We start from the raw sequence: 13198 nt of genomic DNA, 5'->3' as shown, positions 1-13198 counted from the left end.
GATGGCGAACTTACCCTCTTTTTATCGACCTGATTTACAGACGGGCAGTTAGGCTTATTCGCGTATTACTATCGGACTTTTTAGTTTGCGTATTTTTCTACTTGGCACGAGGGTTGTCGTTTCGCAATGGAAGAGCACGAAATACAGAAATGGCTGAAGGAATTTCCCGGGGCGCGCCGCGCCGCGAATGGTTTCATCATCGGCGATGAACGTGGCGAGTTCTACGTCACAGGGATCGAACCACTCGATCCAGATCTCAGCAATGAAGAACTGGTTTATGCGCCCTTCTGCTCTAAGAATGAGATTCTCCGGCTGAGGTCGTTGAGAAGCGCGCATGACTACTTGCTGCGAATTCGGGCTAACTCCGTTGCCGATTCTCCTCGAGTTACGAGGGTGCTTGCCCACCGGAAGCGTGCATTTCAGCAGAACGGTCGCCCTTGGACTCTGACATCCTACTACGAAACCGTCAATTTGGCTCCGAGACGCTATCTTGAGCGACTGCCGAAGGCCTTACGAAAATCCGCTCGCTCAATCCCCTATGGCTACGTCCCAACCCTGGAAGTGAACGCCGCTTGCTTAAAGTCCCTGGTAGGCGAGGTGATCATCGTCTCCGAAGCGTTGCGCTACTTCCTCTATTTCATGACTGTATGTTTTCATGGCGCACACTATGAATTTCCGATGGGCGACCGGATTGATGCAGCCTTAATCGCCCTGCGGACGATGATAGGGTCAGAAGCCCAGGACTTTGACATCGATCCGCGAGCTAAACTTCCAGCGAGTGTGGACGCTGCTATCAAGCGCGATGTAGACGACATGCTCGAATTCACATTCGGGCATGAGTTTAGTCATTTGCTTCTAGGTCATATGGAAGAAGCATCTTCGACCGAAAATCTGGAGGATCTAAAAACCTATAACCACGATCTAGAATTCAGTGCTGACCTCCACGCGATTACAGCCATCGGGTCGGATAAAGATGCAAAACTCCGCCTTTCCAACGGCGCCTATCACATATTTCTCTTCCTCCACTTAATTGAACTTTTGGGCTCCCGATTTCTCGACATACCTCGGTTTTCGGTATCCGAGACCCATCCAGCGCCGCTTGAACGGCTGTATGCGCTGAAGGCAGCGCTTGGAGATAGGAACCAACCAACAAAGCAACATCTGGACGCACTCGTAAAGCACGTCGGCGTGGTGGCCGAGGCGCTAACACAACGAATCGACGGTGCGCCGCGGAGCGATCTGTTGTCATTTTATGGCTCCATGTATTTATTTGGCCTTGGTGGTGAAATGCGAGAGGACAGAATTGATTTCTGACTTTCAACCTTGGACGTCTGTGAATTAGTGGATGCAGAAAACATGGTTTGTCATCCTGCTCCTGCCATATCGTTAGGCGTCAGTAACGCCCGCCGAAAAAATAACCTGCAACACGTCTTTCTAAGTAGTAGGTATTTTCAATGCCTCTCTCTTGGGCATACATCTGTTAAAGCAGAACTGTCGGTAAAATGGGGGGCAAGAGGTGGTCGATTTCAAAAAGCTTCGCGAGGACAAGGCAAAGCCGAAGCCCGTCGCCCCACGAGATATCTTTCATTCCCTGCCGAAAGCCGTCGGGATCAATGACCTTTATGTTAGCCAAGCCGAAGCTCTCGATGCTTGGTATCCATCCCGGAGAAACGACAAGGATGTCGTTGTAAAACTGCATACGGGGGGAGGAAAGACCCTGGTTGCGCTTCTCATGGCACAATCAACCATGAATGAACTCGGTGAACCCGTTCTTTATCTCGCACCAACTACCCAGCTCGTCGAACAGGTTATTGCCAAAGCGACTGAATATGGAATCCGCGCGGTGCCCTACACGAGGGGGCAGCCTTTAGCCTCCGAGTTTCTTGATGGTAACGCCGTTCTCGTGGGGGCCTACGAGAGCCTTTTCAGTGGTCGCAGCAAATTTGGTGTTCGAGGTTCCGCCAAACCGGCAGTGAAAGTCGGAGGCATCATCTTAGACGACGCGCACGTCGCGCTTTCCTCTGTTCGTAAAGCATTCAGCCTGACGATCACATCGAAAGACCACCTCGAGGTCTATCAGGAGATGGCGGATCGTTTCAGGGGCGCGTTCGACGAGGTCGGACGAGGCGGCGCCTTTGCTGACATCACGAGGGGGAAGGACTTCGGCGTGATCGAGGTCCCCAGCTGGGCTTGGCTGTCCAAGGTCCCCGAAGTTCGGGAATTTCTTTCACAGCATGTCGAGGGCGTCGATCCCTACATATGGCCTCTCCTACGTGACAATCTGGCCATGTGCCACTGCCTCTTCAGCCGCAAATCGGTGACGATCACCCCCACCTTTCCGCCGGTTGATCTTCTTCCGACGTTCGATGACGCTAAACGCCGGATCTACATGTCTGCTACGATTTCGGACGACAGCGAGATTGTTCGCACATTCGGTGCCTCCCCTGCTGCAGTTGGCAGACCGATTCAGTCTTCATCGCTCGCGGGTGTAGGCGAGCGCATGATCTTGGTGCCCGAGCTGATGCCGCTCGGCAATGTCGCTATCACACCGATGGTTAAACAGATCGCGAAATGGATTGCCGGTTACGCCGGCGTCGCGATTTTGGCGCCGTCCGGGACCGTTGCGAAAGGATGGTTGGATACTGCGGAATATCCAGAGACAAGTGAAGCGGTTAGCCACCGCATAAAAGATATGCAGGCCGGATCGTTCAAGGGTCCGATCGTTCTTGCTAACCGGTACGACGGCATTGATTTGGCTGGTCAGTCTTGCCGCCTGCTGATTATGGATGGCCTGCCACAGGGTACGACCGACTACGATATGTTTCGGACGAATGTCCTTGCAGATTCCGCGGTCAACTCGTTGTTGGCCCAGCGGATCGAGCAGGGCCTAGGGCGCGGCTCCAGGGGTGGCGGCGATTTCTGCGTGGTCGTCCTGACGGGAAGCGACTTGGTTGCATGGATCGGACGCAAGAAGAACCTTGAGCATCTGACCGCGAGCAGCCGCGTACAACTCAACGTGGGACAGGAAGTGAGTGAGGCTGTCGCCAGCTATCAGGAAATTGGCGAAACGATGCTCAAGTGTTTGAACAGGGATCCGGATTGGGTTGCCTACCATGCGTCAGAGTTGGCAGCCGCCACCCGGCCCCCGGGGATCGACGAACTGTCGCTGAAGGTCGCCGGTGCTGAGCGCAGGGCTTTCCGGCTGGAAAGAGTGGGACAGTATGAAAGCGCCATTCAAGAACTCGAACACCTGATTTCCTCACCAGACCTAGTCCAGGATGGTCAGAGAAGGGCATGGCTTTCCTCGTTGGCAGCTCGCATCGCTTTCCATATGAATGACGATCACAAGGGTCAGCGACTTCAGACGTCAGCTTTCGCAACCAACAACAACCATATCCCACCTCGCATCCGACCCGCCTATATTCCGCGACCAATGGCAGGTCCACAATCCATGGCGATTGTTAGCCGAATCCTCGAATATCAACGTCGTGGATCGCTCATTCCTGCTTATAACGAAGCGGTCTCGGCTCTAGTGCCCGACGCCTCCCCATTCCAATATGAGGAGGCGTTAAAGAACCTTGGAGCATATCTTGGTTTTGACGCCGAGCGGCCGGAAGCAGTGCACAAAACAGGGCCTGATGTATTGTGGCGAACGAGCGGTTTGTTCGATTTCGTCATAGAAGCCAAAAGCGACAAGGAGAAGGACAACCCGCTCTACAAGAACGACCATGCTCAACTCCTAGAAGCCGAGCAATGGTTCAGGCGATGCTATCCCGGAAGGCAGTCTTTGCGGGTTTCGGCGCTTCCGGAGCCCATCGCCGATCGGAAAGCAAGCACCCAGGGAACGTACGCCCTTAAATTGGAGGAAGTGACAAAGCTCGTCGGAGCGGTCCGGAATCTCTATGTCTATCTAATTGGGCAACCCGGAGACAGGGACGTTCTTCAAGAGCGCTGTGAGGCTGAACTGCGCCGTACTGGCCTAACGCCGGACGGCATCAAGACGATCTATTTAACTGAGTTCAAATGAACGTTGCCGCCCTCTCCCGCGGATTTTGACTGCGGCGAATGCGCTGTCGTTTGCGACATGCGTCGCCACGAACGAGCGCGAAACAAAAGGAATTCTATGACCAGAAACATCTAAACGCGCGAGGACCCGACCGCCTCAATTCGTTCAATTCTCGCACCAACCATGTTTGCTGCCTTCACATCAAATCAAACCCCATGCACGGAAGCTTCCTCTCCCCGTCACTTCCCGAACGCCGAGTTCGGCGACGAGATCGAGCGCCGCACGATGGCTAACCTTCAATTCCTTGACTATCATCGACGAGGACACGATCGGTCGCGCCATCAGCAAGTCCACAACGCGCGGCAAACTGCTGGACGAGCGCTTTCCCTTCAGTTTTCGCTCGAGGTGCTCCCTCGCCTGTCCCAGCCGAATGACTTCCTTCATGGCCAGTTCAGCGCTGCTCGCCATTGCATCCAGCCCGGCAAGCATTCGTGAAGCGCGATTGTGTGATCGCCGCCGTTCCCGCGGCACAGCTTTAAGACCGGAGCAGATGCCAAACAGGTGCGAGGACACCTTTCCGCGCACCCGGAAATATGAATTCACGAGTTGGGTACCAAGCCAATGCTGCCGCTGCAATGGCTCCATGCTTTCCCATGCGTCCCATATCACTGCGGCCGCCAAGGTAGTCGGCAAGGCGTCAGCCTGAGCCAGAACCGCTCTCCAAGCCGAAAGGCGCCCTTCCTCGTCCCATCCCGGATCCCGGACAACGAGCTCACCGACCATCAGAGGATCCGCCTTGCTGCCCTCCACCGTTACCACCGCTTCGAGTGCGCGGGTCGACCGATCAAGAACTGCATCGATTTCGGCCATCTCCGCGGCGAAACAGTTGTCCTCTTCGTTCAGCGTCAGTTCGGCGGGCAAGGGCGATCTCCCCTTCCCTACCGACTCTCGTTCCGCAGAGCCCTCTGACCGCCCCACCAGGTTTACGATCCCAGCCCTGCTCGTCGCCCAGTCAGGGTCAGCTTTTTCGATGCGCCGCCGCGCTCTCAGGATCGAATGTGCGATGGTGATTTCGTGGGTCGGGGTACGCACATCCCGATTTGCGTCGTGGAGAACGAGATCCTCGATGTGGACAAGCTCGCCTGCGATCCACATGCTTGCGGCCGCCTCGGTGAAGTGAGACCTTTCGGTAAAGCCCTGCCTGACGGGGCTGCGACGAACAATTTCGTCCAGACGCGCGATTTGATCTTCTGCCCTTGCGATAGCCGGAAGCAGCACTGTCAAAGGCAAATCGCCAATTTCATATCTCATTGTTTTAACGTATCTATTTAGACCATCTTGAAGCTATAATAGCATACACTTCAATCATAGCAGATACTTTTTCTCGCGCGCGTACTATTTAGAGCTGCCAAGGCGTTCGAACTGTACAGGATTAGCGCCGATGGACGTGACATCGATGAAAACCACTGTTTTCCAGCCACTTGCGACGTGTTTACTTTGACTCCAAAGGACCAAGAGACGTTTACAAACGATCGTTTATCCTTATCCTCTACGTTTGGAAAAATGCTCTTTAACACTCCTCAGGCACTGCAAATGGCTGCTAACACCAAGAATAAGGCTTCCCGTCGACCACAGGGCCGGCTGATCGGCTATGCACGCGTGTCTACGGACGAGCAAGCGACGGAAGCCCAGGAAATCGATTTGCGATCGGCGGGGTGCGATATGATCGTCCAAGAACACGGATCCGGCGCCTCCCGTGCCCGGCCTGCCCTTTCCAAACTCGTTCGCGAGATCGTCGCCGGCGACACGCTTGTTGTGGTACGGCTTGATCGTTTGGCGCGCTCGGTCAGCCATCTGCTTGAGGTTATCGAGGATCTGACGGTGAAGGGCGCGCATTTCCGGTCGTTGCGCGATCCCATCGACACGTCGACGCCGCAGGGAATGTTTTCCCTTCAGGTTCTCGGCGCCGTGGCGCAGCTCGAACGCGCGCTCATTTCCGAACGAACGAAGGCGGGTATCCGGGCAGCCAAGTCCAAGGGAAAGCTTTCCGGCAACCCCGGCATCCGGGAAAAACGCCCCGAGGTGTTGGCCAGGATGACCGCGGCCCAGAAAGCGGCATATGGCGATCGCATCCAGGCCTCGGCGAACCAATGGCTTCCGACCGTTCGGCGCATGCGGCCGGATCACACATGGGACGACATCGCACGAGTGCTCAAGCAGCGCGGCCTCGAATGGACGCCAGAACGTCTTCGCCGAGCTGTGAAGTGGATGGTGTCTGAACGCATGGCGGATCCGGCGCTGCTGAAAAAATCTCTGCCCCGTCTTCCCGAAGACCGCCTGATGACGCTTGTGGCTGGCATTCATTCTTCGAACCCGGACCTCAAGCTTCGTGAGATCGCTGTCCAGCTTGAAAGATTGCACGAACGTACGCCGCGCGGTGGATCCAAATGGTCGCCCTCGTCCGTCAAGAACCTGATCGATCGCGCCCGACGTTCCGGGTTGATCACCGAGGTCGACATCGCGGCGGCTGAATAGCGAGGGGATCACCATGATCTCGGCTTTCGCAGGTTTTTCAGCAGCGATTCCGATACGTGGAGGCGGCTGTCATCCTCGACCTCCTCATCAGTTCGCGGCTTTCCAGCGCCGGCTGCATTCTTCTGCTCGTCCAGCTTCGCCCGGAGCAACGCCATAACCATCGGCCAAGTCGAAAACTTCCCGTCCTTGGCCCGGTCGGTCAGGCTTCGGAGATAACCGCCGGCGTTGTTGATCTGACCGGCCCGCTGATAGATTGACGCCAGCGTGATCGCAGCGTGTTGCTCGCCCATGGTTTCGCGGGCCTCCCGCCAGGCGCTCGGACTAATCCCCAGCATCGGCCGGGCAAGCTCAGCCGCCGCCAGCAAGTCCCGCCAATGCCGGATTGTCCCTCCCTGGGCCAGTTCCTGAATTTCGGGGCAGGCATCCATCACTATCCCCAAAGGCAGCTCGCGTTTCGGCAAGCTCCGCACCTTGTCGGTTTCCGCAACGCTGCCGCCCGCTTCTACATTTTTTCCAGAGCCGTATTCAGATTCAGATTTAGAGTCTGGTTTTGAATTCTGTTTGTGGCGACCGAAATGGGACTCATTGCCGTCCAGTTTCATTGTTTTTGCAAATGATTCCAATACGTCACGTATCTCGGTGCAGAGATCCTGAAGTTCGTGACCAATACTCTCGACAAGCTGACGGGGTGCAGAGCGCGGCAAGCGGCCGATGATCCCCTGATAGGTCTGTGTAACTCTTCCCCAGTCTCCGGGAACGCCTTCTTCGACGCCAGTCTCGATCATTTTGACGATGTCGCGGCGAAGCAGAGTCAGCCGTTCCTTGGAGACCCGGAAGGCCTTCTTTTCAGCTTGCACCGCCTGGGCCAAATCTCGGAACTCTTCGGCCCGCGCTACGATCGGCGACAGATCGAAGCCGTAGGCCTGCTCGATCTCCCCTCCCCTTCCCTTGCGAGCGAATCGCTTGCCGTTGGGACTGTCGCGGCGAATGATGAGCCCGCAATCAACCAGTACGGCAAGATGCCGGCGCAGTGTCGTGGCGGGCATGCCGTTGGCGCGAGCCATCAGCTGCTCGTTAGAAGGCCATACGACCAGTTCGGCGCCACCAGTCAAGGTGGTCTCCGGGTAAAACGTCAACAGCGCGTTCAGGATCGAGAGCGAGCGGTCCGTGGCTCCGATCAGTTCCCGGGATTCACGGATGTGCTGGAAGACCTGCCATTTGTTGGCGACAGCGTCTGATGCGACCGCTTTTGCGACCATCTGGCTTGCAAGATGGCCGAGTGTTATCGGCCGCCGCCCAAAGGACGTCGTTGAGATATGCGTCTGCATTTCCTTTTACCTTTTGTTAGGCAATAGAAATCCGCCCGTCGAAATGACGCTTTCCCTTACGGGACCCTTGACTACGATTTCTGGAAATGCGATTCTCTTAGCTGCGAGACTACAGAGAAGGTCTTCCGGAACGCCGTTTCGGGGGCCTTTTTCTTTTGCGGTGAGAGCCAGTCCATCTCAATCGAGCGAAGCTTTGAATTGGATGAAACCCTGGCTATTGGTCGAGCTTGCCTCCTCCGGTTGTTTCAATAAATTGGGCGTACAGACTATCCAACTGGTCAGCGACATATTCGCCAAAAGTTGGCACCAGTCTCTCGTCGAAAACCAGAGCTGTTCGTCCGGTTTCTTGTCGGATCGTCGCAGCCTTTTTCCCCTTTGGCGTGCTCCAGGCCCTTACCTTTTTTGGAGCCTTAGCGGGCGGCTTTGAAACGGCGTTAAAAATGAGGGCAAAGCGGGCATCGCTATCGGAGTGCTTGAACTGCTCTGACTCAAGCACCGCTTCGATTGCGTCCGTTGCCTTGGCCTTCCCAAGCCCCTCGGCAAGTGCGACCCAACGCGATCGACCCGCTTTCGACGCTGGACCAATTTGCGTGGCAAGGTTCAGCGGTATGCCCCTGGCTACCGTTATGTAGCGGCTGAGGTCGGCCTTGTCAGTGGAAAGCGCGGCAATGATGGTGGCCCGATCAAAACCCGCATCTTCGAGGCGCAGGGCGAAGAGAGCCTTCTCAATGAACGAGAGGTCAGCACGGTCAAGATTTTCGCGGCCCTGGGCCACGACCAGTTCACGGTCCGTGAGATTTCGGACAATTGCAGAAACCTCTCTGCGCAGATTTACTGCCGCGCGCAGTCGCCGCCTTCCATATACGATTTGATATCGACCGGCAGCCTCAGGATGCGGTCTGACAAGAATCGGCACCTGCTGCCCCTCCTGCGAAATGCTCGCCTCAAGCTGCTCGAACTTCGGATCGACGTCCGCGGGCAGCCGATCCGCGATCGGCGACCCGTCGATCATGGATGGATCCAGGAACACGACGGCTTCGCCCGCAGCCAGTTGATCCTGCAGCCGAGCTGCAGCTTTTGCTCCCTCGGCCATCTCTTGCAATGACGAACCCATGGCCGAAATCGCTCCGGTACGAACACGAACGGCTGACTTGTCGACTGCTGTTCTATCGGTCGCAGGTTGCTTCTTGAGAAACAAGGAGTCGATTGCGTCTTTACGGCTCATAATGTCGGCCTCTTGGTTTTGGGTGCGTGCCGTCGGATTTTTGATTGCACACGCGCCTGGTTGGGAGCTCCCAACAGGAAAAGGCGACTGAGCCCTGGCCAACTAGCTAGGGGCATACGTCGGTGTCTCAAACCAACGCGATATTTCCAGCTCCCGTTTCCCAGTGGGCGATTCAACACATCACGGTTGGGAGCTCCCAACAGCCCCACGGGAAGCGCGCCACCCATCATCATGCTCGCCCCCACGCAGTCTTGATCAAAGCCTCGATCTCGGAGTTCACGGCATCCAAAGATTCCATCGCCCGGTCGTATGTCGAGCGCGTAAGGTTCTCTCGCCCTATCTCATAGAGGGTCTGCTTGGTTAAACCGGCATCAGACACCGCTGCCGACTTGACCATAGGATTTGTAAGGACGTGATCCTCGAACATGTTGCGCAGCAGTGCCGCCACTTTCGTCTGCGGCGCGTCCTGGGGTTCATAGCGCGTCAAGAGATAGCGTATGAAATCGTACTGGAGATTGCCCCCCGCCTCTTTCACGACACCCAGAAGGTCGCGTGTCATGAGGAGAAACTGGCTCATGGAAGCGATATCCAGCATCTGAGGATGTACGGTGATTACCATTGATGTTGCAGCACACAACCCGCTGAGAGTCAGAAACCCAAGCTGAGGAGGGCAGTCGATGACCACGACATCGTAATCGTCGGCGACCTCATCAAAGGCTTGGGCCACGCGAGTGAAGAACAATCCGTCGCGCGTACCTTTGTCAGTCAATGCTTTCGGGGTGGTATGCTCGAACTCCATAAGCTCGAGATTTCCAGGAACAAGGTGAAGACCATCAAAATACGTCGGTCGGATCACATCTCGCAACGGACGACGTGTCTCGTCATACCGAATAGCCGCATAGAGCGTTTCGTTTGCACCGACATCAGTTTCTGGCAGAACGCCGAGGAGTGCTGAAAGACTAGCCTGCGGATCGAGATCGACTGCGAGAACCCTGTAACCTTGCAACGCCAGATACTGTGCAAGATGAGCGGACGTCGTCGTCTTCCCAGAGCCACCTTTGAAGTTGGTTACGGCAATGACTTGCAAATGCTCAGAACCTCGGCGATGAGGCACAAAATCAATGCTTTCACGTCCTCGAGTCGAGCCGGCAAGCATCTGCCGGATTTCATTTATCTGACCGAGGGTGTAAAAGCGCCGCCCGTTGCTGGCGAGTTCAGGTTGCGGCCCTTCGCCAGCCAGTGTCATCTTGCGAAGCGTCGAGTCAGATATTTTCATCAAACGTGCGGCTTCACCCGAGGTAAATTTGCGCAAGCTCTTGTGTGATGTCGGAGGAAACAAAGCCTCGCTCATCGCTTGAAGCTGAGAGCTGAGCTGCTCAGCATGCTCACCAATGGTGACATCTACCGACGGGCGATCATTTCGGGATATGGCAGCGGCTTTGCTCACGGTGTAATCTCTTGTCACGGTTAATTGGCGCGTATTGCCATTTATCCGTGACGATTACCTAATGCGGGTGAGGTTGCAAGACGTTTTTGGTTAATGAAAGGTTACGCCCGTTTCAATCGAAATCACACTAAATGCCGATTCTTCAAATGCTATCTGTGAGTTAGACCGATTCTCTTCTTCTGTGCGACGTGGCACCAAGTGCAGATTTGCACAACCTTGATGGTGTCTGGCCGGCCTCACCCGCTCGCATTTCGCGCCCTGGAACGCCGACTCGGTAGAATCACCTGAGGTGCAAATCTGCACGTAGGCAAACGCGCCGTGAGATGATTTCTGTCCGCATGACCTGTTCATGCGGAGATCATGATGCGGATACTGACAGTCTCGCCGGACCAATACGAACGTAATCGAAGCTTCCTCAAACAAATGCACCGTCTTCGCGCGACGGTGTTCGGCGGCCGCCTGGAATGGGAAGTCTCCATTACAGAAGGGGAAGAGCGCGACCAGTACGATGGTTACAAGCCAACCTACCTTCTGGCGATTACCGATAGTGGACTTGTCGCAGGCTGCGCCCGTCTTCTTCCGGCTTTCGGCCCTACGATGCTGGAGCAGACTTTCCCCCAGCTCCTCGAAACGGGTTCGCTCGTCGCGCATTCCGGGATGGTCGAGAGCTCGCGCTTCTGTGTCGATACCGCGCTTGTCTCGCGGAGGGATGCAAGCCAGTTGCATGTCGCTACGCTCACCCTGTTCGCCGGCATCATCGAATGGTCTATGGCCAATGGCTACAACGAGATCGTCACGGCGACCGATCTTCGCTTCGAGCGTATCCTGAAGCGGGCGGGCTGGCCTATGCAACGGCTCGGCCAACCGGCCGCAATCAGCAACACCATCGCCATTGCGGGAAGCCTGCGGGCCGATCGTGCCAGCTTCGAGCAGGTTTGCCCTCCAGGCTATTATTCCATCCCCCGGATCGACGTGGCAGCGATCAGGAGTGCCGCGTGACCCAGCTGCGCTCCCATTCGCGTCTGGTACGCAAACTCCAGGACGCCCTCGGCGACCAGCTCTGCGTCGCCCTCGATGATGCGACAGTGGTCGAGATCATGCTGAACCCCGATGGCAAGCTCTTCATCGAGCGCCTGGGTCATGGGGTTGCCCCCGCAGGCCACCTCAGCCCCGCCGCGGCGGAAGTGATCATTGGCAGCGTCGCCCACGCACTGCAATCCGAAGCCGACGACGAGCAGCCGATCATCTCCGGCGAATTGCCAATCGGCGGCCACCGCTTCGAGGGCTTGCTGCCGCCGATCGTTTCCGGACCGAGCTTCACGATCCGGCGTCGCGCGTCGCGCCTGATCCCGCTCGACGATTATGTGAAGCACAAGATCATGACGGAGGCGCAGGCCTCGGTTCTGCGCAGCGCGATTGCGTCTCGCATGAACATCGTGATTTCCGGTGGCACGGGCTCGGGAAAGACGACGCTCGCCAATGCAGTCATTGCCGAAATCGTCGCCAATGCGCCGGACGACAGGATCGTCATTCTGGAGGACACCGCCGAGATCCAGTGCGCGGCTGAGAACGCCGTTGCGCTCCACACAAGCGACACAATCGATATGGCTCGGCTTCTCAAGAGTACGATGCGCTTGCGACCCGATCGCATCATCGTCGGCGAGGTCCGCGACGGCGCGGCGCTTACGCTGCTCAAGGCATGGAACACCGGGCACCCGGGCGGGGTCACCACCATCCATTCGAATACGGCGATGTCGGCTCTTCGCCGGCTCGAGCAACTGACCGCGGAAGCGAGCCAGCAGCCCATGCAGGAGGTGATTGGCGAGGCTGTCGATCTGATCGTCTCGATCGAACGAACGGGGAAGGGGAGGCGGGTCCGCGAAGTCATCCACATCGAGGGTTTCGCAAACTCCCGTTACCAGACCGAACACTACGCCCAAATCGATGAGGATAGCCATGTCGCGTAAGACCCAAATCACCCTTGCGCTTGCAGCGCTAGCCGCCTTCTCCTGGATCAGCATTGTCAATCCGGCGTTCGCCTCTTCGGGCGGGGGTGGGTTGCCGTGGGAATCTCCGCTGCAACAGATCCAACAGTCGATCACGGGACCGGTGGCTGGATTCATCGCACTCGCAGCGGTGGCGATCGCCGGTGCCATGCTGATCTTCGGGGGAGAACTGAACGACTTCGCCAGGAGGCTTTGTTACGTCGCCCTTGTTGGCGGCGTGTTACTCGGCGCGACCCAGATCGTCGCTCTCTTCGGTGCGACGGGCGCTTCGATCGGCGAGTTTGAGGGGCGAGCCGGATCTTGGAATGTCGAACTGTCTTCGGAGCTTCGAACGGAAGGGGAGGGGGCTCATGGCTGAACCCGGCTCCAATCTTGCCCGCTCTCGAATACATCGGGCGCTATCACGCCCGAACCTGCTAATGGGCGCCGACCGCGAGCTGGTTCTGCTCACCGGCCTTGCCGCCGTGATCCTGATCTTCGTGGTGCTGACCTGGTACGCCGCGCTGTTCGGCTTGGCTATCTGGCTGGTTGCGGTTGCTGCTCTCCGCATGATGGCGAAGGCCGATCCGCTGATGCGCCGCGTCTATCTGCGGCACGTGTCCTATCGATCCATCTACAGGACGACCTCGACGCCGTGGCGCAAGTTCTGAA

General features: G+C 56.8%; 11 protein-coding genes. 7 read left to right on the top strand and 4 right to left on the bottom strand.

Features of this window, described 5'->3' with window-relative positions; translation table 11 throughout:
• Positions 1-126 precede the first annotated feature (126 nt).
• Positions 127-1314 carry a phage exclusion protein Lit family protein gene (locus JZX89_RS21495; protein ID WP_156550877.1) on the top strand — a complete coding sequence of 396 codons (1188 nt, stop codon included), beginning with the start codon at positions 127-129 and terminating at the stop codon, positions 1312-1314.
• Positions 1315-1516: 202 nt separating this feature from the next.
• Positions 1517-4027: a DEAD/DEAH box helicase gene (locus JZX89_RS21490; RefSeq protein WP_010974842.1), complete on the top strand. Its 2511-nt coding sequence runs from the start codon at positions 1517-1519 to the stop codon at positions 4025-4027.
• A 180-nt stretch (positions 4028-4207) separates the two neighbouring features.
• Here the strand turns inward: JZX89_RS21490 and JZX89_RS21485 are convergent, their stop codons facing one another.
• Positions 4208-5317: an RHE_PE00001 family protein gene (locus JZX89_RS21485; protein ID WP_010974841.1), complete on the bottom strand. Its 1110-nt coding sequence runs from the start codon at positions 5315-5317 to the stop codon at positions 4208-4210.
• 282 nt (positions 5318-5599) lie between these two features.
• On the opposite strand from JZX89_RS21485, the gene JZX89_RS21480 reads away from it, so the two are divergent.
• The gene (locus tag JZX89_RS21480) at positions 5600-6541 is read left to right on the top strand and encodes a recombinase family protein (protein ID WP_045231688.1); all 942 of its coding nucleotides are present in this window, start codon (positions 5600-5602) and stop codon (positions 6539-6541) included.
• 8 nt (positions 6542-6549) lie between these two features.
• Here JZX89_RS21480 and repC read toward each other — a convergent pair whose 3' ends face one another.
• From repC to repA, 3 genes are all read right to left on the bottom strand, one after another.
• Positions 6550-7869 (bottom strand): plasmid replication protein RepC, encoded by a 1320-nt coding sequence (gene repC / locus JZX89_RS21475; RefSeq protein WP_207135309.1) that lies wholly within the window; start codon positions 7867-7869, stop codon positions 6550-6552.
• 214 nt (positions 7870-8083) lie between these two features.
• A complete protein-coding gene (gene repB / locus JZX89_RS21470) occupies positions 8084-9094 on the bottom strand; it encodes a plasmid partitioning protein RepB (RefSeq protein ID WP_012654974.1) in 1011 nt (336 codons plus the stop codon).
• A 229-nt stretch (positions 9095-9323) separates the two neighbouring features.
• Complete coding sequence (gene repA / locus JZX89_RS21465; protein ID WP_041724029.1) at positions 9324-10541, bottom strand: plasmid partitioning protein RepA; 1218 nt, start codon at positions 10539-10541, stop codon at positions 9324-9326.
• 363 nt (positions 10542-10904) lie between these two features.
• On the opposite strand from repA, the gene traI reads away from it, so the two are divergent.
• From traI to JZX89_RS21445, 4 genes are read left to right on the top strand one after another with little or no spacing between them, the layout of a single operon-like run.
• Positions 10905-11540: an acyl-homoserine-lactone synthase gene (gene traI, locus JZX89_RS21460; protein ID WP_041723972.1), complete on the top strand. Its 636-nt coding sequence runs from the start codon at positions 10905-10907 to the stop codon at positions 11538-11540.
• Positions 11537-12508, top strand: a complete 972-nt coding sequence (gene trbB / locus JZX89_RS21455; RefSeq protein ID WP_012654971.1) for a P-type conjugative transfer ATPase TrbB — start codon at positions 11537-11539, stop codon at positions 12506-12508. Before traI ends, trbB begins: the two co-directional genes overlap by 4 nt.
• Positions 12498-12905 carry a conjugal transfer pilin TrbC gene (gene trbC, locus JZX89_RS21450; protein ID WP_012654970.1) on the top strand — a complete coding sequence of 136 codons (408 nt, stop codon included), beginning with the start codon at positions 12498-12500 and terminating at the stop codon, positions 12903-12905. Before trbB ends, trbC begins: the two co-directional genes overlap by 11 nt.
• Positions 12898-13197 (top strand): conjugal transfer protein TrbD, encoded by a 300-nt coding sequence (locus tag JZX89_RS21445; RefSeq protein WP_012654969.1) that lies wholly within the window; start codon positions 12898-12900, stop codon positions 13195-13197. The genes trbC and JZX89_RS21445 overlap by 8 nt, the downstream gene beginning before the upstream one ends.
• The last annotated feature ends 1 nt before the right edge of the window (position 13198 follow it).

Origin of the sequence: Agrobacterium burrii (genome assembly GCF_017313405.1) — a bacterium.
GTDB lineage: Bacteria > Pseudomonadota > Alphaproteobacteria > Rhizobiales > Rhizobiaceae > Agrobacterium > Agrobacterium burrii.
This window is presented reverse-complemented; position numbering and strand designations above follow the sequence as displayed.

Bases quoted from the DNA above. Each gene is read 5' to 3' on its own strand.
- JZX89_RS21495 (WP_156550877.1), top strand. From the start codon at position 127: ATGGAAGAGCACGAAATACAGAAATGGCTGAAGGAATTTCCCGGGGCG.
- JZX89_RS21485 (WP_010974841.1), bottom strand. From the start codon at position 5,317: ATGAGATATGAAATTGGCGATTTGCCTTTGACAGTGCTGCTTCCGGCT.
- JZX89_RS21480 (WP_045231688.1), top strand. From the start codon at position 5,600: ATGGCTGCTAACACCAAGAATAAGGCTTCCCGTCGACCACAGGGCCGG.
- repC (WP_207135309.1), bottom strand. From the start codon at position 7,869: ATGCAGACGCATATCTCAACGACGTCCTTTGGGCGGCGGCCGATAACA.
- repB (WP_012654974.1), bottom strand. From the start codon at position 9,094: ATGAGCCGTAAAGACGCAATCGACTCCTTGTTTCTCAAGAAGCAACCT.
- traI (WP_041723972.1), top strand. From the start codon at position 10,905: ATGCGGATACTGACAGTCTCGCCGGACCAATACGAACGTAATCGAAGC.
- trbC (WP_012654970.1), top strand. From the start codon at position 12,498: ATGTCGCGTAAGACCCAAATCACCCTTGCGCTTGCAGCGCTAGCCGCC.
- JZX89_RS21445 (WP_012654969.1), top strand. From the start codon at position 12,898: ATGGCTGAACCCGGCTCCAATCTTGCCCGCTCTCGAATACATCGGGCG.